The organism is Kitasatospora cystarginea (assembly GCF_039533515.1).
Classification (GTDB): domain Bacteria; phylum Actinomycetota; class Actinomycetes; order Streptomycetales; family Streptomycetaceae; genus Kitasatospora; species Kitasatospora cystarginea.
This window is the reverse complement of record NZ_BAAATR010000061.1, coordinates 1-26,746: the sequence shown is the minus strand read 5'-3', so window position 1 is coordinate 26,746 and position 26,746 is coordinate 1. Positions and strand designations below refer to the sequence as shown.

17 protein-coding genes and 1 pseudogene are annotated in these 26,746 nt (G+C 72.2%); 12 read left to right on the top strand and 6 right to left on the bottom strand.

What is annotated here, in order from left to right; all coding sequences use genetic code 11:
* Together ABD369_RS37160 and ABD369_RS37155 are read left to right on the top strand one after the other, a co-directional pair.
* Positions 1-3,849 (top strand): type I polyketide synthase (locus ABD369_RS37160; protein WP_344641065.1); only part of this gene is annotated, 3,849 nt, incomplete at its 5' end.
* A 143-nt stretch (positions 3,850-3,992) separates the two neighbouring features.
* Entirely contained in the window at positions 3,993-4,754 is a 762-nt protein-coding gene (locus ABD369_RS37155) for a thioesterase II family protein (protein WP_344641064.1), read from the top strand.
* Between the two features lie 120 nt (positions 4,755-4,874).
* Here the strand turns inward: ABD369_RS37155 and ABD369_RS37150 are convergent, their stop codons facing one another.
* The 4 genes from ABD369_RS37150 to ABD369_RS37135 form a co-directional block, all read right to left on the bottom strand.
* Positions 4,875-7,715, bottom strand: a complete 2,841-nt coding sequence (locus ABD369_RS37150; RefSeq protein ID WP_344641063.1) for a helix-turn-helix transcriptional regulator — start codon at positions 7,713-7,715, stop codon at positions 4,875-4,877.
* Positions 7,716-8,461: 746 nt separating this feature from the next.
* Complete coding sequence (locus ABD369_RS41385) at positions 8,462-8,839, bottom strand: helix-turn-helix domain-containing protein (RefSeq protein ID WP_425557859.1); 378 nt, start codon at positions 8,837-8,839, stop codon at positions 8,462-8,464.
* A 118-nt stretch (positions 8,840-8,957) separates the two neighbouring features.
* Positions 8,958-10,634: a flavin monoamine oxidase family protein gene (locus ABD369_RS37140; protein WP_344641066.1), complete on the bottom strand. Its 1,677-nt coding sequence runs from the start codon at positions 10,632-10,634 to the stop codon at positions 8,958-8,960.
* Between the two features lie 81 nt (positions 10,635-10,715).
* A complete protein-coding gene (locus ABD369_RS37135; protein ID WP_425557858.1) occupies positions 10,716-11,528 on the bottom strand; it encodes a carbon-nitrogen hydrolase family protein in 813 nt (270 codons plus the stop codon).
* Positions 11,529-11,962: 434 nt separating this feature from the next.
* Here ABD369_RS37135 and ABD369_RS37130 point away from each other — a divergent pair, with 434 nt between their 5' ends.
* From ABD369_RS37130 to ABD369_RS37115, 4 genes are all read left to right on the top strand, one after another.
* Positions 11,963-12,850 (top strand): ACP S-malonyltransferase, encoded by an 888-nt coding sequence (locus tag ABD369_RS37130; RefSeq protein WP_344641061.1) that lies wholly within the window; start codon positions 11,963-11,965, stop codon positions 12,848-12,850.
* A gap of 28 nt (positions 12,851-12,878) precedes the next feature.
* Complete coding sequence (locus ABD369_RS37125; RefSeq protein WP_344641060.1) at positions 12,879-13,739, top strand: metallophosphoesterase family protein; 861 nt, start codon at positions 12,879-12,881, stop codon at positions 13,737-13,739.
* On the top strand, positions 13,736-14,392 hold the full coding sequence (locus tag ABD369_RS37120; protein ID WP_344641059.1) for a 4'-phosphopantetheinyl transferase family protein: 657 nt from the start codon (positions 13,736-13,738) through the stop codon (positions 14,390-14,392). The genes ABD369_RS37125 and ABD369_RS37120 overlap by 4 nt, the downstream gene beginning before the upstream one ends.
* A 108-nt stretch (positions 14,393-14,500) precedes the next feature.
* Positions 14,501-15,910 carry a class I adenylate-forming enzyme family protein gene (locus tag ABD369_RS37115; protein WP_344641058.1) on the top strand — a complete coding sequence of 470 codons (1,410 nt, stop codon included), beginning with the start codon at positions 14,501-14,503 and terminating at the stop codon, positions 15,908-15,910.
* Positions 15,911-15,917: 7 nt separating this feature from the next.
* Here ABD369_RS37115 and ABD369_RS37110 read toward each other — a convergent pair whose 3' ends face one another.
* Positions 15,918-16,574 (bottom strand): response regulator, encoded by a 657-nt coding sequence (locus ABD369_RS37110; protein WP_344641057.1) that lies wholly within the window; start codon positions 16,572-16,574, stop codon positions 15,918-15,920.
* Between the two features lie 194 nt (positions 16,575-16,768).
* Here ABD369_RS37110 and ABD369_RS37105 point away from each other — a divergent pair, with 194 nt between their 5' ends.
* On the top strand, positions 16,769-16,942 hold the full coding sequence (locus ABD369_RS37105; RefSeq protein WP_344641056.1) for a hypothetical protein: 174 nt from the start codon (positions 16,769-16,771) through the stop codon (positions 16,940-16,942).
* A gap of 196 nt (positions 16,943-17,138) precedes the next feature.
* Positions 17,139-17,900: a nucleotidyltransferase domain-containing protein gene (locus ABD369_RS37100; RefSeq protein ID WP_344641055.1), complete on the top strand. Its 762-nt coding sequence runs from the start codon at positions 17,139-17,141 to the stop codon at positions 17,898-17,900.
* Between the two features lie 8 nt (positions 17,901-17,908).
* Here the strand turns inward: ABD369_RS37100 and ABD369_RS37095 are convergent, their stop codons facing one another.
* Complete coding sequence (locus ABD369_RS37095) at positions 17,909-19,159, bottom strand: sensor histidine kinase (RefSeq protein ID WP_344641054.1); 1,251 nt, start codon at positions 19,157-19,159, stop codon at positions 17,909-17,911.
* A gap of 217 nt (positions 19,160-19,376) precedes the next feature.
* Here ABD369_RS37095 and ABD369_RS37090 point away from each other — a divergent pair, with 217 nt between their 5' ends.
* The 4 genes and pseudogenes from ABD369_RS37090 to ABD369_RS37075 form a co-directional block, all read left to right on the top strand.
* Positions 19,377-19,874: a hypothetical protein gene (locus ABD369_RS37090; protein ID WP_344641053.1), complete on the top strand. Its 498-nt coding sequence runs from the start codon at positions 19,377-19,379 to the stop codon at positions 19,872-19,874.
* Positions 19,875-19,894: 20 nt separating this feature from the next.
* Entirely contained in the window at positions 19,895-20,395 is a 501-nt protein-coding gene (locus tag ABD369_RS37085; RefSeq protein WP_344641052.1) for a PH domain-containing protein, read from the top strand.
* A complete protein-coding gene (locus ABD369_RS37080; RefSeq protein ID WP_344641051.1) occupies positions 20,392-21,924 on the top strand; it encodes a PH domain-containing protein in 1,533 nt (510 codons plus the stop codon). Before ABD369_RS37085 ends, ABD369_RS37080 begins: the two co-directional genes overlap by 4 nt.
* Positions 21,925-22,329: 405 nt before the next feature.
* Positions 22,330-26,746 (top strand): annotated as a pseudogene (locus tag ABD369_RS37075) (type I polyketide synthase); the annotation flags it as partial.

Here is a 26,746-nt window from a genome sequence, read left to right as displayed (position 1 = left end):
CCGATCGTCTCCACCCTGACCGGCTCGATCACGGATGAGCTGCGCACCGCCGAGTACTGGGTGCGCCACGTCCGCGAGGCCGTCCGCTTCCACGACGCCATCCAGGCCCTGGAGCGCGAAGGCGTCCACACGTACCTGGAGTTGGGCCCGGACGGGACCCTCTCCGCGATGGGCCAGGAGTGCGTGAGCGAGGACGCGGTGTTCACTCCGCTCCTGCGCCGTGACCGTGCCGAGGAGCAGAGCTTCACCCTCGCACTGGCCGGGCTGCACGTCCGTGGCACCAGGCTCGACTGGGAGGCCGTGTTCGCGGGCACCGGCGCGCGGTGCGTCGATCTGCCCACCTACGCCTTCCAACGGCAGCACTACTGGCCGAAGCCGTACACCGGCTTCTTCGGTGACGTCACCGCGGTCGGTCTGGGGGCGGCCGACCACCCCCTGCTCGGCGCGAGCGTCGCCCTGGCCGACGCCGAAGGCCAGTTGTTCACCGGCCGCCTCGGCCTGGACACCCACCCCTGGCTGGCCGACCACGCCGTGATGGGTGCGGTGCTGCTGCCGGGGACCGCCTTCGTGGAGCTCGCGATCCGGGCCGGCGACCAGGTCGGCTGCGGACACCTGGAAGAACTCGCCCTGGAGACCCCGCTCGTCCTGCCCGAGCGCGGCGGGGTCCAGCTGCAACTGGCCGTGAGCGCACCGGACCGGGACGGCCGCTGCCGCCTCACCCTGCACTCGCGGCCCGAGGACGCGGCGGGTGACCTCCCCTGGACGAGGCACGCCACCGGTGTGCTCTCCGCCGCCACTGGCGGCACGGGCCCCGACCTTGCAGAATGGCCGCCTCAGGGCGCCGAACCGGTCGAGGTGGACGGCCTGTACGAGGGCTTCGCCGCACTCGGCTTCGCCTACGGCCCCGCGTTCCAGGGGCTGCGGGCCGCCTGGCGACGCGAGGGCGAACTGTTCGCCGAGGTCGCGCTGCCCGAGGAGGTCAGGACGCAGGCCGCGGCCTTCGGCCTGCACCCCGCGCTGCTCGACTCGAGCCTGCACACCCTGGGCCTCGGCGGTCTGCTGGCGGACACCGGCCAGGGAAGGCTGCCGTTCGCCTGGAGCGGCGTCACCCTGCATGCCACGGGTGCGGCCGAACTCCGGGTACGGATAAGGCCGTCGGGTCATGACGCGCTGGCGCTGGAGCTGGCCGACCCGGCCGGCCGACCGGTGGCGGAGATCCAGTCGCTGGCGCTGCGCCCGCTGACGCCCGAGCAGCTCGGCGCGAGCGGCGGCGGCAGGGACGACGCGCTGTTCGCACTGGAGTGGGCCGCCGTCCCCGCCACCGCCGCGACCGCCGGCAGCTGGGCCGTCCTCGGCTCCCACGCGCCGGAGCTCGCGGCGGAGGGAGCGGCCGCCTACCCCGACCTGGACGCGCTGGCGGTGGCCGTGGCAGCGGGCACCCCGGTCCCGGACAACGTCCTGGTGTGCTGCCCGCCCGCAGCCGCGGACCAGGACGCGGCACAGGCCGCCCACCTGGCGGCCGGCTGGGCGCTGGAGCTGATCCAGACCTGGCTGACGGAGGACTTCACCGCCACCGCGCGGCTGATCATCGCCACCCGCGGGGGCGTGTCCACCCGGCCGGACGAGGACGTGCCGGATCTGGCGGCCGCCGCGGTGTGGGGCCTGGTCCGCTCGGCCCAGACCGAGAACCCGGACCGGATCGTCCTGGTCGATCTGGACCAGGACGGCGCACACCGGGCGCTGTCCGCCGCAGCGGCCGGGGTCGAACCACAACTCGCGCTGCGAGCAGGCGAGTTGTACGCACCCCGGCTCGCCAGGGTGGCGCTACCGGAGCTGACCGGGCTCGCCGACCCCAACCCGAGCGGCACGGTGCTGCTCACCGGCGCCACCGGCTCCCTCGGCCGGCTGCTGGCCCGTCATCTGGTCGCCGAGCGCGGTGTGCGCCGGCTGCTGCTGGCCTCCCGCCGGGGCGAAGAGGCGGAAGGCGCCGCCGAGTTGAAGCAGGAACTGGCCGACCTCGGCGCCGAGGTGCGGCTGGCCGCCTGCGACGTGGCCGACCGGGACGCCCTGGCCGCGCTGCTCGACAGCGTGCCGGCCGAGCACCCGCTCACCGCCGTGGTGCACGCCGCCGGCCTGCTCGACGACGGCGCCGTCGCCTCCCTCACCAGGGAACGGGTCGACCGGGTGCTGCGCCCCAAGGTGGACGCGGCCTGGCACCTGCACGAGCTGACGAAGCAGCACGGGATCTCCTCCTTCGTACTGTTCTCCTCGATGGCCGGCGTCTTCGGCGGCCCGGGCCAGGCCAACTACGCCGCGGCCAACGCCTTCCTGGACGCCCTCGCCGCCCACCGGCGGGCCCAGGGCCTGCCCGCCACGTCGCTGGCCTGGGGTCTGTGGGAGCAGGACGGCGGAATGGGCGGCACGCTCGCCGAGGCCGATCTGCAGCGCCTCGCCCGCGGCGGGGTGGCTCCGCTCTCCGTCGAGGACGGCCTGGCGCTGTTCGACGCCGCCGACGCGCTGGACCGGTCGCTGCTGGTCCCGGTCAGGCTGAACCTGGCCGGTATGCGGGCCCACGCGGCCGCGACCGGACAGGTGCCGGCGCTGCTGCGCGGACTGCTGCGGGTCCCGGCGGCCCGCAGGTCGGCCACGGCGACCGTGGAGTCGGCCGACGCCCTGACCGGGATGCTGGCCGGCCGCACCGAGCAGGAGCGGGAAGCCGTGCTGCTCGACCTGGTCCGCACCCACGCCGCCGCGGCACTCGGCCACTCGGCCCCGGAGGCGGTGGACGTCGAACGCGCCTTCCTGGAACTGGGCTTCGACTCGCTCACCTCGGTGGAACTGCGCAACCGGCTGGCCCTGGCCACCGGTCTGCGGCTGCCCGCCACCCTGCTGTTCGACTACCCGACCCCGAGGCTGCTGGCCGTCCGGCTGCGCGACCAGCTGGCCGCCGCGGCGTCCTCGGAGCCGGTCGCCGAGGAGGCCCGCCCACTGGGCACCATCGGCACGCTGCTGCGCGGTGCCGCAGAGACCGGCCGCAGCCGGGAGTTCATGGAGCTGCTGATCGCGGCGTCGCGGTTCCGGCCGTCCTTCGAGCACGACGAGGCGGCCGACCTGGCGCCGGAGCCGGTCCGGCTGGCCGACGGGGCCGAACGGCCCGTACTGGTCTGCCTGCCCTCGCTGCTGGCGATCTCGGGCCCGCACCAGTACGCCCGGATCTCCGCGGCGTTCCGCGGCCGGCGGGCGGTCCGCGCACTGCCGCTGCCCGGATTCCGGGAGGATGAGCCGCTGCCGGCCACCGCCGAGGCGGTCGTCGAGGTCGTCGCGCAGGGAACGCTTCGGGCGGCCGGGGGAGCCCCCTTCGTGCTGCTCGGCCACTCCACCGGCGGTCTGGTGGCCCAGGCCGCGGCGGCCAGGCTGGAGGAGTTGGGTACGGGCCCGGCGGCCGTGGTCCTGGTGGACACCTACTCCTTCGAGAGCGAGGCCGGGGCCGACGGCGCGGGTGCGGGTGCCCGGGTCGAGGACGTGCTCCCGGCGCTCACCGGCGCGATGCTGGCGCGCGAGGGTGCGTACGTCCCGATGGACGACACCAGGCTCACCGCGATGGGCGGCTATCTGCGGCTGTTCGCCGATCGCCGGCCCACCGGAACCGCCGCGCCCACCCTGCTGGTGCGCGCCGTCGACGTCCTGGCGGCCCCAGGACCGGACGGGGTGGCCGAGGCGGCCGTCCGGGCCTCCTGGCCGCTGGAGCACACCGCGCTGGACGGTCGCGGTGACCACTTCACCGTGATGGAGGAACACGCCGCCGCCACCGCCGAGCTGATCGAGAATTGGCTGCGCGAGGTGTGCTGACCGTGCTGAGGTGGTGAGAGACGTACCGCACCACCCGCTCCGACCGCTGTCCCGGCCCGACCCCCGACGGGCCGGGACAGCCCCGGTGGACCTCCACCGGACAAGACTTGGCAAGCCGTCACACTCAGGAGAGACGAGAACCGATGACCACGCCCACCAGTGCCGAGTACGATCTCTGGATACGCCGTTTCCACCAGGCCCCCGGCAGCAAGGCGCGGCTGCTCTGCCTTCCCCACGCCGGCGGATCCGCCAGCTTCTACTACCCGGTCTCGGCGGCGCTGTCACCCGGGATCGAGGTCCTCGCCGTGCAGTACCCGGGCCGTCAGGACCGCCGCAGCGAGCCGAGCATCGGCACCATCGCCGAACTGGCGGACCGGGTCCACCGGATGGTCGCCACCCTGGACGACCGGCCGCTGGGGATCTTCGGCCACAGCATGGGCGCGATCCTCGGCTTCGAGCTGGCCCGCCGGCTTGAGGCGGACGGGCGTGGGCCCGCCGTGCTCTTCGCCTCGGGCCGGCGCGGCCCGGGCACGCACCGGGAGGAGACCGTCCACCTGCGCGACGACGACGGCCTGGTCGACGAGCTCAAGGGGCTCAGCGGGACCAACACGGCGCTGCTCGGCGACGAGGAGATCCTGCGGATGATCCTGCCGGCGATCCGCAACGACTACCGGGCCATCGAGACCTACCGGCGCATGCCGGGCGAGCCGCTGAGCACCCCGATCGTGGCGCTCACCGGCGACGAGGACCCCAAGGCCACCGTGGAGGAGGTCAAGGCCTGGGCGGAGGAGACCACCGGCGAGTTCTCGCTGAGCGTCTTCCCCGGCGGCCACTTCTACCTGGCCACCCACCAGAAGGCGGTGCTCACCGAGATCACCGACCACCTGGCCGCCCACACCGGCTGACCCCTCGCGGGGCACCCCGGAACACCGGAAGGGCGCGGGAAACCGCGCGGGGAACCCACCTCTGCGGAGGGTTTCCCGCGCGGCTCCCCGCGCCCCGGGCGGATCGCCGATCGGACGCCGTCAGGCGTAGGAGGCGCTGCTGCCCGTCGACACCAGGCACAGCTCGCCCGGCAGATCGCTGCGTCGGGTGACCTTGAGCTTGCGGTAGACCCGGGTCAGGTGCTGCTCCACCGTGCTGACCGTGATGAAGAGCTCCCGGGCGATCTCCCGGTTGGTGTGGCCGAGCGCCGCCAGCGAGGCCACCCGCCGTTCGGCGTCGCTCAGATCGCCAGCGAGCACAGTGGCGGAGGCCGTCTGCGGCACCTCCTCGCGGACGTCGCAGAACATGCTGGACAGGCCGCGCAGGATGGGCTCGGCGGAGTGCTCCTTGGCCAGCTGCCAGGCCCGGTTCATCATGGTCCGGGAGCGCTTGTGGTCGCCCAGGTTCTGGTAGGCGTAGCCCAGGTCGGCCAGCGCCAGGGCCAGTTCGACCGGGGAGTCGCAGCGCTGGAGCTCGTCCACCGCCTGGCGCAGCATCGAGGGACGGTGGCGGAGTTCGGCGACGGCCGCGCCCAGCCGCAGCGCGATGCCGCGGGAGCGGGACGGACCGGGCTGCAGCCGCTTGAACTGCTCGTCGATCAGGACCTTGGCCCGCTGGTGGTTGTTCATGCTCAGGTGGACCCGGGCGGCGGCCGCCCGCCACGCCACCACCGTCGGCAGGTCGATGCCCCACTCCTGCATCATCTCGCCGCAGATCAGGAAGTCGTCGAGGGCCGCGTGCGGGTTGTTGGTGGCCAGCCGGTACTCGCCCCGGGCGTGCAGGTAGTGCAGCCCGTAGCGGGACTTGTAGATGGCCTGCGGCACCGGACGGCTCAGCAGTTCCGCCGCGTCCTCGTACTTGCCCATCGCGGTCTGGGCCATCAGCAGGACGGCCATCGGCAGGCCGATCGTCACGCCCCAGCCCGGCCAGGGCATTTCCTCGAGGGCGGTCTTGGCGAAACGTTCCGCCTCGACCAGCCGGCCCTGCCGGAAGGCGATCTGGCTGCGCAGCGCCAGCAGCGGTGGCCGCCAGCCCTCGGCGGCGCGGCCGATCCGGCTGAGCAGCTGGTCGCAGCAGACCGCCGCCCGGTCGAGCTGGTCGCCGTAGATCAGTGCGAGCAGGGCGAACTCGACCTGCTCCCAGGAGCGGTAGCTCAGCCTGATGGTCCGCAGGACCTGCTCCGCGCCGAGGAAGGTGTTCTCGCCGGCGCAGCCGCTGAGCACCTCGTCGAGCACGGCGGCGGCCTGCAGCTGCGGGTCGGCCCGGACCGCGGCGGGGGCGCGGTCCGCGTTGACGTTGGTGGGTCCGAAGGGCGGCAGTTCGGCCAGCGCGCCGGGGTAGGCGCTGGCGAGCAGCAGTTTGACGGTCTGCAGTTCGGCGGTGGTACGGCCCTCGGCCGGGCGCCCCGGGGCGGCCAGCAGGTGGTCGAGAACGGCCGTCGCCTCGGTGATCCGGCCGTGCCGCAGCAGGTACTTGACGACCACTACGCTGTGCCGGTCGCCGAGGTCGCCGGCCCGCAGGGCGGCGGTGAGCTGGGGCAGGTGGCGGGTGGCGTTGCCGGCCTGGAGCTGCCACTCGACGCCGGCCAGCAGGATGAGGACCTCGCCGCGCGCCCGGCGGTCGGCGCAGACCCGGTGGGCGTGCTCGACACAGCGCCTGGCCAGGTCCGCGTCCCCGTCGAAGAGCGCCTGGCGGGCGACGTCGCACAGTACCCGGGTGCTCCAGGCCTCGCCGGGCTCGTTGGAGGCCAGCAGCCGCTCGGCGATGGCCCGTTCGGGTGCTCCCTGGGTGTACAGCAGGTGGGCGGCGCGGTGCTGCAGCTTGCTGAGGTCGTCCGCGTCGGTGTCGTGCAGGACGGCGGCCCGTACGGCGGGGTGCCGGAACTGCCCGTGCTCCAGCAGGCCGGCCGACTCCAGGCCGCGGATGACGCACTCCACGGTGGCAGGGGAGAGGTCGAGCAGCTGCCCGAGCAGGTGGGTGGTGCAGCTCTCGCCGAATACGGCGATCCCGCGGGCCACCGCCAGGGCGGAGGGTTCGCTGCGGTGCAGGCAGCTGACGACGGCCTGGGAGAAGGCGTACCCGGCGCCCAGTCTGGACGGGCGCTGCTCGGACGGCAGCCGGGTGCAGGTGCGCAGGTCCTCCAGCAGGGCGTGGACCAGCAGCGGGTTGCCGCCCGTCAACGCGTCGAAACGGGACGCCAGTTCGTCGGCCCGCTCGGCGTCGAGCCGGGACTCCAGCAACTGCACCACACCCTGGTGGGTGAGCGGGCCGAGCAGGATGCGCCGGCAGTTCGGCTGGCGCAGCAGCTCGGCGTGGAAGGCGGGGTGGGGATGCTGTGCCGAGGTGCGCTCGGTGAGGACCACCGCGATCGGGGCGGTGCCGAGTCTGCGGATCAGGAAGAGCAACCACTGGAGCGAGAGCGTGTCCGCATGGTGGACGTCGTCCACGCAGATCAGCAGCGGCCCGGCGGTGGAGAGTTCGAAGAGCACCGCGCACAGTTCCTGGACCAGGTCGGTCGGGAGCTGCCATGGTTCCTGCCCGGGTCCGGTGGGTGCCGGGTGCTGCGCGGCCGCGCGTTCACTCATGGCGAGCAGGAGCCGTACCTGCTTGCTGCGTTCGGCGGCGAGCGGGGCCTGCCTGAGCAGCTGTCCGACGATACTCAGCGGCGTACGGCATTCGGCCTGTGCCCCGACAGCCCGTAGTGCGGTGACGCCCGAGCGGCTGGCCTCCTCGCAGAGGGCGTTGAGCAATCCGGATTTACCGCTGGCAACCGGGCCGACCACCAGGCCGACCGAGCCTGAGCCTTGGAGTGGGTCGGCGCTGAGCCGGGTCAGGAGCCGCAATTCCTCGCTGCGTTCGATGAGGCCGGAACGGGCCGTCATGTAGTGGACTCCTTGCTTCAGGTCCCGATGCCCGCCCATGGAATGTCCGTGGAGGGGAGGACAGCGCCGTGGGCAGGGTCTGTTCTGAGAGTGAGAAGGGTGCCGGTCTGCCGTCGTCTCAGGTGAGTGGGCGACAGGGCTTTGGCAGATCAGACCGCAGGAGCGGTTCGCCGTCTGGAGACGAGAATTGATGACACAGTGGTTCCCCCGAATGAGCTGGCAGTCGCCAAGGCGGTTGAATACCAGACAAGCGGACAGGTTTATCCGGCGTTCAACCATTAATTTATGGCGAATTCATGTCCGCGCACTCCAGGCGCAGCCGTGCTCAGCCGGCGCCGCCGATCAGGTTGCGGGACAACTGGTCTGAACATAACACTTTCGCGGCCTGATGGACGATGCATGCCGTCAGGAAGCGATCAGTAATTGAAGGGCCTAGGAGCAGTAGGGGTGGCGGTAGGGGGTGCGCAGGGGCGCTGGATGCGCTCTCCTTGGGGGCGTTGACCCAGCAATTCATGACAAATCGGACAAAGTTCATGTGTGTCCAGTGTGTGGGACGTGGCGCCTGGAGTTAACCTTCGAGGCTTAGCACCTGCCGGTCAGTCAAAAACCGTTCATCGCTGCGTCAAACCTGCGGGATTCAGCCATCTCGATGCCGGAATCGGACTGTCCCGTAATTGTCACGGTGCATATGCGAACGGCCGGTCCGCTGCAGCGCTTTGCTGCGGCGGACCGGCCGTAAGGGCTGGTCAGGAGCGTTGTGCCGGCACCCGGTGGGCGTTCTCGTTCTCGGTGTGCACCTCGAGGCGGAGCGAGAGGCGGCAGCGCCGGCGGCCCGCCGAGGAGAGTTCCAGGTAGGTGCCGAGATGGCCGACGATCCGGTCGGCGGCCGACTTGGAGACCCCGAACAGGGTGGCGACCTCACGCATGGTCAGCTGGGTCCGCCAGTAGGTGGTGACCAGCAGTACCCGGTCCTCCAGGGAGAGCGTCCAGCGGCGCCCCGCCCGAGGGCCGTCGGTCTCGGCGCGGGTCCGCAGAGCATCCAGCAGGTCCTCGAACTCCTCCTCGGCCAAGCCGGTGAGGAGCTCCACCCAGGTGCGCTCCGATGCGTTGATCAACTGTGTCATGGCCAGCCCAATGGTGCCCTGCCGGGCTGTGTGCAGCCCTGCCATCCCCCACCCAACACCGCAACCGTTCCCCCGTCCGCCCCGCTCGACCCGGCACCCCTACCCCCGTAGGGGGCGCTCACTCCTCCGGCAGGAGGATCGGCGCGATCTCGTCGAAGACGTCCCCGGGGCCGGGGTTGGCGGGATGACTCGTACCTCCCAGGGCGTCGACGACACCCCAGACCGCGTTGAGCGCCGTCGTGACCGCCCCCTCGGCGAAGCCCGCCGTCCATGACACATCGTCACCGGCCAGGAAGAGGCCGCGCTGCTCGGCGGGGAGGCCGTGCTGCACGAACTGGGTGAAGAGCCGGCGCTGGTAACGGTACTGGCCGGGAAGGTTCGCCTTGAAAGCACCCATGAACAGGGGCTCGGTCTCCCATGTTACCGAGACGGGCGGGCCGCTGATGTGCTGTCGGATGTCGACTTCGGGGTAGATCCTGTGCAGCTCGGCGAGCAGTCGCTCCAGCCGCTGCTCGTCGTTCAGGGTGGCGACCTTCAGCGAGTCGTCGTTCCAGGTGTAGGAGAGGCAGATCACCCCGGGCCGCCCTGGACCGTCGTCGAACAGGTAGACCCCGCGCGGCATCCGGTCGGTGAGCGTCATGCTCATCAGGTCCTGGCCGGTGCGCGGGTCGCGGTCCAGCCAGAACGGACGGTCGGTGAGCACGAACATCTTGGAGGCGCCCATGTAGTGGGTGCGTTCGACCGCGGTCCACTGCGGCACCGAGAGCAGCGCCGGGTCGCAGTCGATCCGGTTCAGCAGTGTCCACACGTGCGGAGTGAACACCACCGCCGGGTAGGTCTCCACCGAGCCCTGCTCGTCCTCGACGGTGATCCCCCCGGTCGCCCGGCGCAGCGCCGTCACGGCCGGCCTGGGCCGGCCCTCGTGCAGGGAGGCGAGCGAGGTGCCGGCCGGCCAGTGCGCCGCGCCCTCCGCACCCAGCGTCCACAGCCCGTCGACCAGCCGTCCGGTGCCGCCGACGATGCTCACGTGCTCCTCGTCGGCGGCGGTGAAGACCACCCGCAGCACCTCCAGCACGGAGTTGGGGAAGTCGGTGTCCCACCCGCCGGAGCCGAAACCGACCTGCCCGAAGATCTCGCGGTGCCGGAACGAACGGAAGTGCGGCGAGGCGGCGAGGAAGCCGTGGAAGGACTGGTCGTCCAGGGTGCGGACCATCCGGTTCCACACCGCCTTCAGCAGCGGGACGTCCCGGCGCCGGACGGCGTCCTCCATCACCGCCAGCTCGGCCTCCTCCCGCAGGGTCTTCTCCCAGGCGTCGGCCACCTCCTGGTAGACCGCCGGGAGGTCACCGACGGTCCGGGCCAGGTGCCGCTCACCGCCCAGGTGCACCAGGGTGCTGGAGGTGTGCGGGGAGAGCGGGTTGGGGAACGGGCGGGTCCGGAGCCCGAGCAGGTCGATGTAGTGGAACAGCGTGGTGGCCGAGACCGGGAAGCGCATCGCCCCCATCTCGGCCACATAACCGGGATCGGCCTGGAACGGCACCGCGCGCATCCGGCCGCCCAGCTCCCCGGCCTCGTACAGCACCGGGCGCAGCCCCAGCCGCATCAGCTCGTACGCCGAGACCAGGCCCGCGATCCCGCCGCCGACCACCGCCACCGGCGTGCCGTGCCGCTCCTCGGGCAGCGCGCCGATCCCGGCCGGGTGGCGCAGCCAGTCGTCGTAGGGGAAGGGGAAGTCGGGGCCGAACATGGTCAGCGGAGCGGTCGTGGAACGCGTCGCGGTCCGTGCCGCGGGCATCGCCGGGAGCTCCTGGGAGCCGAGGGGAGTCAGGGACATCTGGGACACCTTTCGGGGCCCGGTCCGCGAGAGCCCAGCCGCTCAGCCCAGCCGGGCGGGCGGGCCCTCGTAGAGCTCGGGGCGCCGGTCGTGGAGATAGGGGGTGTCGGCGCGCGCCTTCGCCACCACGGCCGGGTCGACCTCCGCCAGCAGCAGGCCCTCGACGGGCTCCGCCAGCGTCTGCCGGGTGCCGTCCGGGGCGGCCACGGTGGTCAGACCGCAGAAGTCCAGGCTGAGCCGCTCGCCGATCCAGTTGGTGTAGGCGACGTAGAGCTGGCTCTCGAACGCCCGGGCGGGGACGATGGTCCGCGCGACGAACTCCCACGGCCGCATCAACGCCGTGGGGACCACCAGCAGTTGGGTGCCGGCCAGGGCGTGGGCGCGCACCGCCTCGGGGAACTCGACGTCGTAGCAGACCAGCAGGCCCACCTTCAGTCCGCCGAAGTCCGCCTGCACCACGCCGTGGTCACCCGGTGCGAACCGGGAGCTGTCCACCTCACCGAACAGGTGCGCCTTGCGGTACGCGGCCAGGGTCGTGCCCTCGGGGGAGACCAGCCGGGCCGCGTTGTAGACCGCGGAACCGGTGTCCTCCGGCCAGCCGTGCACGATGGCGATGCCCGCCTCCCGGGCGATCACCGACACGGCCGCGCAGAGCGGCCCGTCGACGGGCTCGGACACCTCGGCGAGCGTGCCGGGGCGCAGCGGGTACCCGCCCAGGGTCATCTCGGGGGCGACGAGCAGCTCGGCTCCCGCCTCCGCCGCGCGGACGGCCGCCTCGCGCAGCCGGTCCAGCAGTTGCGGAACGTCGGGGGAGCCGGCCGCGGCCTGCCAGCAAGCAATCCTCATCGCGAGCACCCTCTCCCGGTAGCGGTGGAGTCATCCGGAGCGGTCGTTTCCGCGCCGAAGCTATGCGGATGCCGCGGACCCGGACAACCCCTAAGTCGCCCCTACCCCACAGCATTTGCGCTGGCCACGTCGGGTAGCGCGGTTGTGCGGCCGGGCCGGCGCCGCCGGGCCGGCCGGATGATCCACGGCATCTCAACCGCCGGGCCGGGCAGGCGCTTCACCGCACCCGCCGAGCTTAGCTTGATCTTTGAGCCTCCTCCTCGGCCCCGACGCGGCGGAGCCGAGGAGGAGGCTCAAAGATCAAGCTTAGGGGGCGTAGGGGAGCGGACAGGGGTAGCGGGCGAGGCGGCCGTGATTAGGCTCGGAGGCGACGCCGACCACCGAGAGAACGGGCTGAGATGACGACCGGTGAGCCGCGGAGCAGCGCGACCGTCTTTCCCGCCATGGGCCCTTCGCGGTTCGCCGACTTCGGCAGATTCATGATCGTGAACGCCGAGGCCAGGGAGCGCTTCGCCGTCGCCGACGAGGTCCTCGGCTACAGCGTCTTCGACGCCCTGCGCGAGAGTGACGACGACTACGCCGAGGTCGCCCAGGTGACCTCGTTCGTCACCTCGCTCGCGCTGGTCGAGTGGAGCGACAAGTCCCGCTCCGAGAACGCGGGTTACTGCGCGGGCGTGAGCTTCGGCAAGATGGCCGCCGCCGCCCACGCGGGCGTGCTTCCCTTCGACCGGGCCGTCAGCCTGGTCGCCGAGACCGCCCGCTGCGAGCACGACTACTTCACCGAGCAGCACAGGGACATCGTCACCCACTCCTTCGTCAAGGTCCCGCGCGAGACCCTGGACGAGCTGCTGGCCGAACTCGCCGACGCCGGCGAGTGGTTCGAGATCTCCTCGTACCTGGACCACGACCTGTACATGGTCTCGCTGAGCGAACGGGCGCTGGACGGGTTCAAGGAGCGGATCGGCGCGGTGGGCGGCTACTCCCTCTACACCATGCGCCCGCCCGCCCACGCGAGCATCTTCGGTCCGCTGCGCGAGCGGATCGAGCAGGACATCCTCTCCGGCTACGAGTTGAGCGACCCGCGGATCCCGATCGTCTCGGACCAGGACGGCTCCCTGGTCACCACCGCGGAGCAGGCCCGCGAGTGGATCCTCGGCGGGTACGTCCGCCCGATGCGCTGGCCCGGGATCGTCGAGACCCTGGCAGCCGAGGGCGTCGAGCGGATCAGCGTGGTCGGCCGGGACCGGCTGCTGCGCCGCCTGAAGTGCACCGTGGAGAACTTCGCCACCACCACGATCGCACCCGAGTCGGCTCTCCGGCCCGTCGGCTGACGGCCCGAGAGCGGAAGGCGGAACCCCCTTGTCGAACAGCTCCGGCGGACCGGGCAGCACCCTGTACGCCACCAGCGACCTGCACATCAGCTACCAGGAGAACCGCGAGATCGTCCGCGGCCTGCGTCCGCGCGGCCCCGAGGACTGGCTGATCATCGCCGGTGACATCGGCGAACTGGTGGCGGACATCGAGTGGACGCTCGGCCTGCTCGCCGAACGCTTCGCCACCGTGGTCTGGGCCCCCGGCAACCACGAACTGTGGACCCACCCCAGCGACCCGGTGAAGCTGCGCGGCGTGGCCCGCTACCGGCGCCTGGTGGAGCTGTGCCGGGGACTGGGCGTGCACACCCCGGAGGACCCGTACCCCGTCTGGCAGGGCGAGGCGGGACCGCTGCGGATCGCCCCGCTGTTCGTCGGGTACGACTACAGCTTCCGGCCGGCCGGCGCCACCAGCAAGGAGCAGGCGCTGGCCCGGGCGCACGAGACCGGTGTGGTCTGCGCCGACGAGTACCTGCTGCACCCGGACCCCTACCCGAGCCGGGAGGCCTGGTGCCGGGCCCGGGTGGCCGAGACCGAGGAGCGCCTGGCGGCTTGCGACCCGGCGGTGCCGACGGTCCTGGTCAACCACTATCCGCTGGTCCGCCAGCCCACCGACGTCCTGTACTACCCGGAGTTCGCGCAGTGGTGCGGCACCACCGCGACCGCCGACTGGCACACCCGCTTCAACTGCGCGGCGGTCGTCTACGGACACCTGCACATTCCCCGGGTCACCCACTACGACGGGGTCCGCTTCGAGGAGGTCTCGGTGGGCTACCCGCGCGAGTGGCGCCGCCGGGGCAGCGCCGCCCCGAACGGCCTGCGGCAGATATTCCCGGAGGTGGCACGGTGATCGAACGCATTCTGCCCTCGATGGTCGCCTCGGCCGAGACCACGGCCGAGGACGAGCCGATCGAGCTCTTCCCCGAGGAGGCGGCGCACATCCGGCGGGCCGTGCCGCGCAGGCAGGGCGAGTTCCGCGCGGTGCGGGCCTGCGCCCGGCGGGCGCTCGCCGCGCTCGGACATGCCGCCGTCCCGCTGCTGCCCGGTGAGCGGGGTGCGCCGAGCTGGCCGGAGCAGGTGGTGGGCAGCATGACCCACTGCCTCGGCTACCGTGCCGCCGCACTGGCCCCGGCCGCCGAGGTGCTCACCATCGGCATCGACGCCGAGCCGAACGAGCCGCTGCCCGAGGGCGTGCTGGAGGCGGTCGCCCGACCCGAGGAACTGCCCCGGCTGAAGGAACTCGTCGACGCGGTCCCGGACTTGTCCGCGGACCGGCTGCTGTTCAGCGCCAAGGAGAGCGTCTACAAGGCGTGGTTCCCGCTGATGCGCCAGATGCTCGACTTCTCCGAGGCGACCCTCACATTCGGCGCCGACGGCACCTTCGCGGCCCGCCTGCTGGTACCGGGACCGACGGTCCGTGGCCGGCGGCTGCCGGGGTTCGAGGGCCGCTGGCTGGCCGATGACGGCCTGGTGGTCACGGCGATCACCGTACTGCACTCCTGACGTGTGCCACCGAGCGCCCGCAGGACCGAACACGTAGACCCGCCCGTCGAATTGCCGCGACCGCGACCGGCGGCGTCGGCCGCCGGGCACGAGAAGGAAGAGAAGCCGATGGCGGCAAAGATCCTTGCGGAGACTTCGGTCGTGACCCTCGCCGAGTTCGAACAGGACACCCTGCGGATAGCGCAGGTCCTGCGGGAGCGGGGAGTCGGGCTCGGCGAACGGGTGCTGTTCAAGGCCGGGAACTCGATCGCCTACGTCTCGGTCCTCTTCGCCCTGATGCACGTGGGAGCGTCCGTCGTCCTGGTGGACCAGCAGGAGAAGCAGGACACCACCGCCGCCATCATCCGGCGGGCCGGGACCAAGGTGGTGCTGGTGGACGACGACGCCCCGGTGCCCGCCGACGCAGACCCGGTCCACCTCTACGAACTCCTCGCGGCCGCACCGGATCTGGAGGTGACCGACCGCCAGCTCTGCTTCGACGCCTGGTGCGACCTGGACGACGCCCTGATCATGTGGTCCTCCGGATCCACCGGCGAACCCAAGGGCATCGTCAAGAACGGCGGCCGGTTCCTGAAGAACCTGGAGCGCAACGCCCACCACATGGGCCACAACGCCGACGACGTGCTGCTGCCGCTGCTTCCCTTCTCGCACCAGTACGGCCTGTCCATGGTGCTGATCGCCTGGATCGTCCAGGGCTCGCTGGTCATCGCCCCGTACAAGCGCGCCGACCGCGCGCTGCGGATGGCCGGGCACTTCGGCGCGACCGTCGTCGACGCGACCCCGGCGACCTACCGCAGCATCCTCACCATCCTCGGGCAGCGGCCCGGGCTCGGTTCCTCGCTGGACGCGGTCCGGATGTTCTGCAGCGGCGCGGCCCCGCTGGACCAGGCGCTGGTGGAGCGCTACGTCGAGCGTTTCGGGCTGCCGCTGCTGGACAGCTACGGCAGCACCGAGGCCGGCAACGTGGCGTTCGCGACCAGCGACAACCCGGTCTCCTGCGGCCAGGTGATGGACGGACTGCGGATCCGGGTGGTGGACGACGAGGACCGCGAGCTGCCGCCGGGCGAGGTCGGTGAACTGCTGGTCGAGACGCCCGACGTGATGATCGGCTACCTCACCCAGGACGGCGGGATCGACCCCGTCGACCAGCAGGTCTTCCGGACCGGCGACCTCGGCTACCTCGACGCCGCGGGCAACCTCTTCGTCCTCGGCCGCAAGTTCGCGGTCCACCGCAACGGCTACACCCTCTACCCCGAGATCGTCGAGCGGAAGGCAGCCGCCGGCGGCTGCTCCGCCCGGATCGTGCCGTTGCCCGACGAGCGCCGGGGCAGCAGCCTGGTCTTCTTCGTGGAGGACGAGCAGCTGCGCGAGGCCGCCTACTGGCGGCAGTTCCTCGACGAGCTGCTGCCGGCCTACGAGCAGCCCAACCGGGTGGTGGTGCTGGAGCAGTTCCCGCTCAACCGCAACGGCAAGCCGGACAAGCGGAAGATGACCGAGCTCGCGCTCGCCTCGTCCTGACGCCACGTCAGTCCAGCAGTCCGCGCTCCATCGCGGCGAGCACGGCCGCCGTCCGGTCCGACACGTCGAGCTTCTTGAAGACCCGCAGCAGATGGGTCTTCACGGTCGCCTCACCGATGTGCAGCTGCCGGCCGATGTCGGCGTTGGTCAGCCCGCGTCCGACCAGTAGCAGCACCTCGCGCTCCCGTCCCGAGAGCGCCTGCGGCTCCTGCGCCCTGGCCCGGAACAGCTTGCCCGCGACGGCGGGGGAGAGCACCGTCTCACCCCGGGCCGCGGCCCGGACGGCGTCGATCAGGTCCGCCCGGGAACTGCCCTTCAGCAGGTACCCGGCGGCACCGGCCTCGACCGCGCGCAGAATGTCGGCGTCGCTCTCGTAGGTGGTGACCACCACGACCTTGGGGCGCCGTGAGTGCGCCAGGATCCGCGAGGTCGCGGTGACCCCGTCCATCGCCCCCATCCGCAGGTCCATCAGCACCACGTCGGGATCGAGCGAGGCGGCCAGCACCACCGCCTCCTCCCCGCCCCCGGCCATCCCCACCACGGAGATCCCGGGCGCGGACTCCAGCATCGCCGACAGGCCCTCCCGCACCACGGGATGGTCGTCGGCGATCAGGACGGTGATCGGCTGCGGGCTCGTCGCCGGCGGGATCGTCGGCTGGGTCATCGGCTGCCTCCATGGACTCGGTGCTGTCGGACCGAATCCTTCCGTACGCGGCCATCGAACAGATGATCGACCCTTGCCTGAGTGGTGCAGGGACGGCGGGGGACCCGCGTGGGCGGGCGGGGTCGCCGAGGTGCGGTTCCGGAGACGGCGTGAAAGCGTGGAAGGGTCTCCGGCACGACGGCATTGGAGTGATCATGGGGATTGGTGACAAGTTCCGGGACAAGGCCCAGCAGCTCGAGGACGAAGCCAAGGAGATGCTCGGGAAGCGCCCGAAGAAGGACGAGGCCCAGCGGAAGGCCGCCCAGGCCCAGCAGCAGGGCGAGGAGAAACTGGACGAGCTCAGGGACGACATCGAAGGCCAGAAGTAGTCGCGAGCCGGCGGTCCGTCGTTCTCCTGCCGCCCCGGTGCCGGTCGAGTCGGACCGGCACCGGGGCGGTCCTGCCGTCGGGGCCTTTGGCGCTTGCGGGCGGCCGGCTCCGTGCAGGACGGCCACGGCCGGTCGGCCGCTCTCGGCGGCGATAAAGGACGGGCGTTCCAGCGCTTTCGCACCTACGCTCATCCGCATGCCGAAGCACGAACACGACGACCGGTCCTTCCCCACCCACGTCGCGGCGCTGCCCGGTGTGGCGGCAGTGGCGCTGGGCGGCTCGCGAGCCACCGGGACGCACGGACCCGACAGCGACTGGGACTTCGCCGTCTACTACCGCGGGGCGTTCTCGCCGCAGGACGTGCGTGCGCTCGGCTGGCCGGGAGAGGTCTTCGAGATCGGTGGGTGGGGCGGCGGGGTGTTCAACGGCGGTGCCTGGCTGGAGGTCGACGGGCGGCGCATCGACGTGCACTACCGGGACCTCGACGACGTCGAACTCCGGCTCGCGCAGGCACGGGAGGGCCGCTTCCACGTCGAGCGGCTGCTGTTCCACCTGGCCGGGATCCCGAGCTACCTCGTGGTCGCGGAGCTGGCCGTCAATCAGGTCCTGCAGGGCGTGCTGCCGCGGCCGGACTACCCCGAGGCACTGCGGCGGCAGGCACCCGGGCAGTGGTGGGGCGGCGCCAGGCTCACCCTCGACTACGCGCGCGCCGCCCACGCCGGGCGGGGCCGGCTCACCGACTGCGCCGGTGCGATCGCGAGCGCCGCCTGCCAGGCGGCGCACGCCGTCCTGGCGGCCCGGGGTGAGTGGGTCACCAACGAGAAGACGCTGCTGGACCGCGCCGGGCTACGCGGTGTCGACCGGATCATCGGCGGCCTGACCACCGAGCCGCAGGTGCTGGCCGCGGCCATCGACGAAGCGGCGACGCTGCTGGAGGACGCCGTCGAGCGGGCCTGAGCGGCGGGTCAGCCCAGCGGGACCCGGACGTCGACCGCGGTGCCCCGGCCAGGCGAACTGGAGACCTCCACGGTGCCGCCGATCTCGGCCACCCTGGCGCGCATGCCGCGCAGCCCGTACCCGTGGTCCTCGTCCTGCTCCGGGTCGAAGCCACAGCCGTCGTCCTCCACCAGCAGGCGTACCGCGGCATCGGTGAACTCGGCGTGCAGCGTGACGTGTTGCGCGCGGGCGTGCTTGCGGACGTTGGCCAGTGCCTCCTGCGCGGTGCGCAGCAGGACCACGCTCACCGCGGTGGGCAGCGGGAACTCGGTACCGTCGGCGCGGTAGTCGACGGCGAGGCCGGTTTCGGCGGCGAGGGACTCGCCCTGGCGGCGGACGGCCTCGCCGAGCGAGTTGCCGCGCAGCGCGACCGGGGTGAGGGCGGCGACGAAGCCGCGGGTCTCGGCGAGGTTGTCGGTGGCCGAGCGGGCGGCCAGGGCCAGGTGCTTGCGGGCGACTTCGGGGGAGTCCTCGAGTTCCGAGTCGGCGGCCTGGATCAGGGCGATGATGCTGGTCAGCCCCTGCGCCAGGGTGTCGTGGATCTCCCGGGCCAAGCGTTCGCGCTCGGCCGCGATCCCGGCCTGGCGGGAGAGACGGGCCACCTTCTCCCGGTTCAGCTCCAACTCCTCGATCAGCCGGGCGCGGTCGCGGCTCTGCTCGACCACCCTGGTGATCCACAGCCCGAGCAGGACCGCGAGCGCGATGCCGAGCAGGGTGGTCGGCAGGATGCCGAGCACCGCGGACCCCGGATCGCCGCTGGTGGCCCAGACCAGCGCCAGCGGAACGAGGTTGGCCAGCAGCACCACCACGATCCCGAAGGCCGAGGGCAGACACATCAGCAGCATCGGGCAGATCGCGAACAGGGCGAACGCGCTGTTGAGGTCGAGCGCGGTGGCGAGGCCGAACAACGCGATCAGCCCGAGTGCGAACCACCGGCTGCGGCGGCCGGACTTGACCCCGCCGAGCATCAACGGCCGGCCGAACCCCGCGTACCAGGGGACGATCAGGGTCAGCACGGCGACCGCCCCGGCCAGGCGGCCGGGCGGGCTCTGGGAGGTCAGCAGGAGACCGGCGGTGACCAGGTAGGAGAGCCCGAAGTAGGCGTCCCAGAGCCCGTACCAGCGGACCACCGGGTCCAGGCGGTCGGTCGCTTCCGCTGCGGCGCGGTCGGCCGGCGGGTGATCGGTCAGGGGCTGGTCAGAGGCGCTTCGAGATGGCACGCTGACCAGTCCTACCACGCCGCCTCCGCCGGCCGCACCGCACCCGTCCCGTGGGGCCCGGCCGTCGTGGAGTGTCCACCGATCGGTGGACAACCGGTTCAACTGGCCGGTTGTTTCGGGGCATCCGCTCTCTTCCTAGCCTGGGAACAGCTGAGAAACAGCGATGGAAGCAGTCGGCTGACAAGTCCTCTGGAGTACAGGCGCAATGAGCGGATTCATGATCACACTGGTGGTCAGCGGAACGGTCCTGCTGGTCATTTTGGGCAGTGACCTCGGCCGCCGGCGGATCACCAACATGCGGCTCGTCCGGCCGCTGATCGCGGTGGCGGTCGTCATGGTGCTGTTCTTCCACGCGCCGAAGCTGGGCGGGAACGACCTGTCGCTGCAACTGGTCGGGATCGGGATAGGCATCATTCTCGGGCTGACCGCCGGCGCGATGCTACCGGCGCACCGGGATGCCGACGGGCAGGTTTACACCAGGGCCGGAGTGCTGTATGCACTCTTCTGGCTGGTGATGTCGGCAGCCCGGGTGGTCTTCGTCTACGGAATCGAGCACTGGTACACCGCTGACATCATCAAGTTCGCCATCAAGTACCGGATCAGCGGTCCCGAGGTGTTCTCCAATTCGCTCGTACTGATGGCACTCGCAACGGTGCTCGCACGGACGGTGGTCGTGATGAACCGCCGCCGTCGGCTCCGGATCTCCGCCCGATAGCACTTGGTTAGGATCTGAGCGTGCGTCATTCGGAAACCCTTCGACTTCGTCCGCCACGGCATCGGGTGGAGCGTCGTGCCATCGCCTGGTGGACCGTCCAGTCCTCGCTGATTCCCGTACCAACCATGCTGGTCGTGGGTGCCCTGTACCTGCTGATCCCGCCCGCGCGCTTCGTCTTCGGCTGGATCTTCCTGGCGGTCGCGCTGCCCGGGATCGCGTACATGGCGGTCATGCCGCTGTGGCGCTACCGGGTCCACCGCTGGGAGACCACCGACCAGGCCGTCTACACCGCCACCGGCTGGCTCTGGCAGAAGTGGCGGGTGGCGCCGCTGTCCCGGATCCAGACCGTCGACACCGTACGCGGCCCGCTCGAGCAGCTGTTCGGGCTCTCCGGGATCAAGGTGACCACGGCCTCCGCCTCCGGCGACCTGAAGATCCGCGGGATCGACCACCGCAAGGCCCTGGACGTGGTGGAGCACCTGACCCAGGCCACCCAGGCCACGCCGGGAGACGCGACATGAGTGACGAAGAGGTGGCCTGGCAGCGGCTCAGCCCGCGCCTGATACCGGTCCACCTGAGCTGGCTGGTCGCCCCCGTGGTCACCGGCGCGGGCACGCTGATCGGCACCGGCGGAAAGGTCAACCTGCAGGCGCTGATCACCCTGGTCTCGTTCACCATCGCCTTCGCGATCGTGGCCGGCGTCAACCTGATGCGCTTCCTCACCACCGGCTACCGGATCACCGACCAGCGCCTGGAGCTCCGCTCCGGCCTGCTCTTCCGCAGCCGCCGCTCGATCCCGCTGGACCGCATCCGCAGCGCCGACATCACCGCCCGCCCGCTGTACCGGGTCTTCGGCCTCGCCTCGGTCAGCATCGGTGCCGCCGCCCACGGCGGTTCGGCCAACCGCAAGCTCTCCCTGGACGGCGTCCCCCGGGCCCAGGCCGCCGAACTCCGGCAGGACCTGCTCAACCGGCGGGCCGCCCTGCTCGCCGACCCTGGCACGGCCGCAGGGTTCGACGAGAGCGCCCCGATCGCCGAACTCCAGCGCTCCTGGCTGCGCTACGCCCCCCTGACCATCTGGGGCGTCGGCGGCCTGTTCGCCGTACTCGGCATCAGCTACCGCACCCTGCACGAGATGCAGATCGACCCGCTCAAGCTCGGCATCGTCCACGACCTGGTGCACGCCTTCACCTCGGTCCCGCTGTGGCTCGGCATCCTGGCCCTGCTGCTCGCCGTCGCCGCCCTCGGCACCCTCGGCGCGGTCGGCCTCTACATCGAGGGCTGGTCCGGGTTCCGGCTGGAACGCGAGGACGGCGGCATCCTCCGGGTCCGCCGGGGCCTGCTGATCCACCGCTCCGTCTCCATCGAGGAACGGCGGCTGCGCGGCATCGAGCTGGTCGAACCCATGTTGCTGCGCTGGGGCGGCGGCGCCCGCCTGCACGCGATCGCCAGCGGCCTCGGCTCGGCCGAGGAGAACCGCACCCGCGGCGCCCTGATGCCCCCCGCACCGCGTGCCGAGGTCCTCCGGGTGGCCGCCGACGTCCTCGGCGAGCAGGAGTCCCCGACCGGCCTCGCTCCGCTGCGGCCGCACCCGAGGGCCGCGCTGCGCCGCCGGATCAACCGGGGGCTGATGGTGACCGCCCTGGCCACGGCCCTGTTCGCGGTGCCCGCGATCTGGCTGCCGGGCGGCTGGCGCACCGGCTTCCTCACCACCGCCGGGATCACCGCCGCCGTCCTGCTGCCCGCGGTCTCCCTGCTGGCGATGGACGCCTACCGCACCCTGGGCCACGGCATGTCCGGCGGCTACCTGATCGCCCGCTCGGGCACCTTCGCCCACCGTACGGTCGCACTGCGGCGCGAGGGAGTGATCGGACTGACCGTCAGCCGGTCGTTCTTCCAACGCCGGGCGGGCCTGCTCACCCTGACCGCGACCACGGCCGCCGGCAGCGGCGGGTACCACGTCCGCGACCTCGCCACCGAGGAGGGGCTGGCCTTCGCAGAGGAGGCGGTACCCGGACTGCTCACGCCGTTCCTGGAGCGGCACAACTGAGACCGACCGGCAGTAGGGCCCGCGGCACCGCCCACGCTCCCTGCTGCCGGTCGGTCGGAAGCGGATTTCCCAAATCGCCCCGGCGAGGTATTGTCGGGCGATTGCGGGGAATGAATTCCCGAGAACGATCCGCAGAATCGCTCGCCGTCGACCGGCGACCCCGGAAAACAGGGGTCGCCGGTCGAAATCGTAGGGGTGCTTAGGGGTCCCTTAGGGGCTTTCTGGTGCTTGCTGCCCGTGACAGGCTGACCAAAGGTCTTGGATGCCGTCTGCTGGGTAGTGGAGCGCGTGATGATGAACCAGTCCGAGGGTTTCATTTCGGAGCCGGACGGTGCGGGTGTCGGAAAGCCGGACGTATTTCCGTCCTGGCGGCAGCAGCTGGCCGAAATGCCCGAGGCGGAGCAGCAGCGGCTGCTGCTGAACCTGGTCCTCGACCAGGCGAGGGAATCCCTGCGCGGAAAGTCGTCCGCCATCGTCGGGGCCGACCGGCCCTTCCTGGAGTTCGGATTCGACTCGCTGGCCGCCGTCGACCTCCACAGCCGGCTCACCTCGGCCACCGGACTGAGCCTTCCGGTCACCCTGGTCTTCGACCACCCGACCCCCGCCTCGCTCGCCCGGCACCTGCACTCGGAAATCCTCGGCATCACCGCCGAGACCGGAATTCCCGAGTTCCACGCGCCCGTTCACGACGAGCCGATCGCCATCGTCGGTATGGCCTGCCGATTCCCCGGCGACGCCCACTCGCCCGAGCAGCTTTGGCAGCTCGTCGCCGACGGCGTCGACGCGATCTCGGCCTTCCCCGCCAGCCGCGGCTGGGACATCGGCAGCCTCTACGACCCGGACCCGGACCACCCCGGCACCAGCTACGCGCAGCACGGCGGCTTCCTGCACGACGCCGACACCTTCGACCCGGGCTTCTTCGGGATCTCCCCGCGCGAGGCCCTCGCCATGGACCCGCAGCAGCGCCTGCTGCTGGAGACCGCCTGGGAGGCCTTCGAGCGGGCCGGCATCGACCCGGGCACCCTGCGCGAGTCCCGCACCGGTGTCTTCATCGGCGCCGAGGCACAGGACTACGGCCCGCGCCTGCACGAGGCGGACGAGGGCATGGAGGGCTACCTGGTCACCGGCAACGCCGCCAGCGTCGCCTCCGGCCGCCTCTCCTACACCTTCGGCTTCCAGGGTCCTGCGGTCACCATCGACACCGCCTGCTCCTCCTCGCTGGTCGCCCTGCACCTCGCCGTGCAGTCGCTGCGCCGCGGCGAGTGCGGCATCGCCCTGGCCGGCGGTGTCGCCGTGATGGCCAACCCCGGCTCCTTCATCGCCTTCAGCCGCCAGCGCGGCCTCGCCCCCGACGGCCGCTGCAAGCCCTTCGCCGCCGCGGCCGACGGCACCGCCTGGGCCGAGGGCGCTGGCATGCTGCTGGTCGAACGGCTCTCTGAGGCCCAGCGCAACGGACACCCGATCCTGGCCGTCGTCCGGGGCACCGCGATCAACCAGGACGGCGCCTCCAACGGCCTCACCGCTCCCAACGGCCCGTCCCAGCAGCGCGTCATCCGGCAGGCGCTCGCCGACGCCGGGCTGACGGCCGACCAGGTGGACGCGGTCGAGGCGCACGGCACCGGTACCCGGCTCGGCGACCCGATCGAGGCCCAGGCCCTGATCGCCACCTACGGCCAGGACCGCCCCGAGGAACGCCCGCTCTGGCTGGGCTCGCTGAAGTCCAACATCGGCCACACCCAGGCCGCCGCGGGCATCGGCGGCATCATCAAGATGGTCATGGCGATGCGCAACGGCGTCCTGCCGCGCACCCTGCACGTCGACCAGCCCACTCCGCACGTCGACTGGTCCGCGGGCGCCGTCGAACTGCTCAGCGAGGCCCGGCCCTGGCCGGAGACCGGCGAGCCGCGCCGCGTCGGCATCTCCTCCTTCGGCATGAGCGGCACCAACGCGCACGCCGTGATCGAGCAGGCCCCGACGGCCCAGGAACCGGCCGCCGCCCCGGACGGCACCGTCGCCCCGGCCGTGCGGCCGTGGGTACTCTCCGCCAAGACCCCCGAGGCGCTGCGCGCCCAGGCCGAGCGCCTGCGCACCCACCTGGACGCCCACCCCGAGCACACCCCGGCCGACCTCGGCCACTCCCTCGCCACCACCCGCGCGAGCTTCGAGCACCGCGCCGTCCTGGTGTCCGGGGAGCACGAGGAGTTCCGGCAGGCCCTGGACGCCCTCGCCGAGGGCGCGGGCGCCGCCGGGACCGTCCAGGGGACGGTCACCGACGGCCGGCTGGCGTTCCTGTTCACCGGCCAGGGCAGCCAGCGCCTCGCCATGGGCCGCGAACTGTACGAGACCTTCCCGCCTTTCGCCAAGGCACTGGACAAGGCCTGCGGCTACCTCGACCTGCAGCTCGAACACCCGCTGCGCGAGGTCCTGTTCGCCCCCGAGGGCTCCGCCGAGGCCGACCTCATCCACCGGACCGCCTACGCCCAGCCCGCGCTGTTCGCGATCGAGGTCGCGCTGTTCCGCCTGGTCGAGTCCTGGGGCCTGCGGCCGGACCTGCTGGCCGGCCACTCGATCGGCGAGTTCGCGGCCGCGCACGCCGCGGGCGTGCTCTCGCTGGAGGACGCCGCGCTGCTGGTGGCCGCCCGCGGCCGCCTGATGCAGCAACTGCCCGCCGGCGGCGCCATGGTGGCGGTCCAGGCAACCGAGGACGAGGTCCTGCCGCTGCTGACCGACGAGATGGGCATCGCGGCCGTCAACGGGCCGACCTCGGTGGTGATTTCGGGCGCCGAGCAGGCCGTCCTCGCCCTCGCCGAGCACCTCGCCGCCCAGGGCCGCAAGACCAAGCGCCTCACCGTCAGCCACGCCTTCCACTCGCCCCTGATGGACGGCATGCTCACCGAGTTCCGGCGCTGCGCCCAGGTGGTGACCTACAAGGCACCGGCCGTCCCGATCGTCTCCACCCTGACCGGAGACGTCGTCCCCGCCGAGGAGATCCGCACCCCCGAGTACTGGGTGCGCCACGTCCGCGAGGCCGTCCGCTTCCACGACGCCATCCAGGCCCTGGAGCGCGAAGGCGCCCGCACCTACCTGGAGCTGGGCCCGGACGGTGTGCTCACCGCCCTGGGCCAGGAGTGCGCCGGCGAGGACGCGGTGTTCGTCCCCGCCCTGCGCGCCGGCCGCCCCGAGGTCCAAACGCTGACCTGGGCCGTGGCACAGGCACACGTCCGGGGCGCCGCCCTGGACTGGGACGGCGTCTTCGCGGGCCAGGGCGCCCGCCGGGTCGACCTGCCCACCTACGCCTTCCAGCGCGAGCGGTACTGGCTCGGCGCCGGCAGCCCGGCCGGGGACGCCGCCGCCATCGGCCTCGGCACCGCCGACCACCCGCTGCTCGGCGCCGTGGTCTCGCTCGCCGACGTCGACGGCTGCCTGTTCACCGGCCGCCTCTCCCTCGACAGCCACCCCTGGCTCGCCGACCACGCGGTCATGGGCACCGTGCTGCTCCCGGGCACCGCCTTCGTCGAGCTCGCCGTACGGGCCGGCGACCAGGTCGGCTGCGACCTGGTCGAGGAACTCGCCCTCGAAGCACCGCTGCTGCTGCCCGCCCAGGGCGGGGTGCAGCTCCAGATCGTGGTCAGCGGCGCCGACGAGAACGGCAGCCGCTCCTTCAGCCTGCACTCCCGCACCGAGGGCGCCCAGGCCGAGGAGCCCTGGACGCGGCACGCCACCGGTGTGCTCACCGTCGCGGGCCCGACCGCCCCGGCCGAGCTCACCCAGTGGCCGCCCGCCGACGCCCGTGCGGTGGACGTCCAGGAGATCCACGCCGGCCTGGCCGAGGCGGGCTTCGGCTACGGCCCGGTCTTCCGCGGCCTGCGGGCCGCCTGGCTGCGCGACGGCGAGATCCTCGCCGAGATCGCACTGCCCGCCGAGGCACAGGCCGACGCCGCCCGCTTCGGCATCCACCCCGCCCTGCTGGACGCCGCCCTGCACGCGCTCGGCGCCGACCCCTTTGACGGCGCGGTCCAGGGCGGCCTGCCGTTCGTCTGGAACGGCGTCACCCTGCACGCCACCGGCGCCGCGGCGCTGCGCCTGCGGGTCACCCCGCTGGGCCGCGGCGAGGTCGCCCTGGACCTCGCCGACGGCGCCGGCCAGCCGGTGATGACGGTCCGTTCGCTCACGCTGCGCGAGATCTCCGAGGAGCAGCTGAAGAGCGCCCGCGCCGGCCACCTGGAGTCGCTGTTCCGGGTGGAGTGGACCACCCTGCCGGTGTCGGCGGCCTCCGCGGGCCGCTGGGCGGTCCTCGGGACCGACCCGTTCGGCGCAGGGATCGAGAGCTTCGCCGATCTGGCGGGACTCGGTACGGCCGTGGACGCGGGGCTGGCGCTGCCGGGCGAGGTGTTCCTCGCACCGGCCGGCGCCGACTCGGCCGCGGACACCGCCTCGGCCGTCCGGTCCGCGCTGCACGGTGTGCTCGCCACGGTCCAGGAGTGGCTGGCGGACGAGAGGTTCGCCTCCTCCCGCCTGGTGCTGGTGACCCGCGGCGCCGCGGCCGGCGGCGACGACCTCGTCCACGCCCCGCTCTGGGGCCTGGTGCGCTCCGCGCAGCTGGAGAACCCCGACCGGCTGGTGCTGGTCGACCTCGACGCCGAGGGCGTCTCGGGCGAGGTCCTGGCGGGCGCACTCGCCAGTGGGGAGCCGGAGTTCGCGATCCGCGAGGGCGTCGTACGGGTCCCGCGCCTGGCGCGGGTGGCGGCGGTGTCCGACACGGCCGGGCCGGTGTTCGATGCGAGCGGTACGGTCCTGGTGTCCGGTGCGTCCGGGATGCTGG

Coding starts and splice junctions, on each gene's coding strand:
- ABD369_RS37155 (WP_344641064.1), top strand. CDS start 3,993: ATGACCACGCCCACCAGTGCCGAGTACGATCTCTGGATACGCCGTTTC.
- ABD369_RS37150 (WP_344641063.1), bottom strand. CDS start 7,715: ATGACGGCCCGTTCCGGCCTCATCGAACGCAGCGAGGAATTGCGGCTC.
- ABD369_RS41385 (WP_425557859.1), bottom strand. CDS start 8,839: ATGACACAGTTGATCAACGCATCGGAGCGCACCTGGGTGGAGCTCCTC.
- ABD369_RS37140 (WP_344641066.1), bottom strand. CDS start 10,634: ATGCCCGCGGCACGGACCGCGACGCGTTCCACGACCGCTCCGCTGACC.
- ABD369_RS37130 (WP_344641061.1), top strand. CDS start 11,963: ATGGGCCCTTCGCGGTTCGCCGACTTCGGCAGATTCATGATCGTGAAC.
- ABD369_RS37115 (WP_344641058.1), top strand. CDS start 14,501: ATGGCGGCAAAGATCCTTGCGGAGACTTCGGTCGTGACCCTCGCCGAG.
- ABD369_RS37110 (WP_344641057.1), bottom strand. CDS start 16,574: ATGACCCAGCCGACGATCCCGCCGGCGACGAGCCCGCAGCCGATCACC.
- ABD369_RS37105 (WP_344641056.1), top strand. CDS start 16,769: ATGGGGATTGGTGACAAGTTCCGGGACAAGGCCCAGCAGCTCGAGGAC.
- ABD369_RS37100 (WP_344641055.1), top strand. CDS start 17,139: ATGCCGAAGCACGAACACGACGACCGGTCCTTCCCCACCCACGTCGCG.
- ABD369_RS37090 (WP_344641053.1), top strand. CDS start 19,377: ATGATCACACTGGTGGTCAGCGGAACGGTCCTGCTGGTCATTTTGGGC.
- ABD369_RS37080 (WP_344641051.1), top strand. CDS start 20,392: ATGAGTGACGAAGAGGTGGCCTGGCAGCGGCTCAGCCCGCGCCTGATA.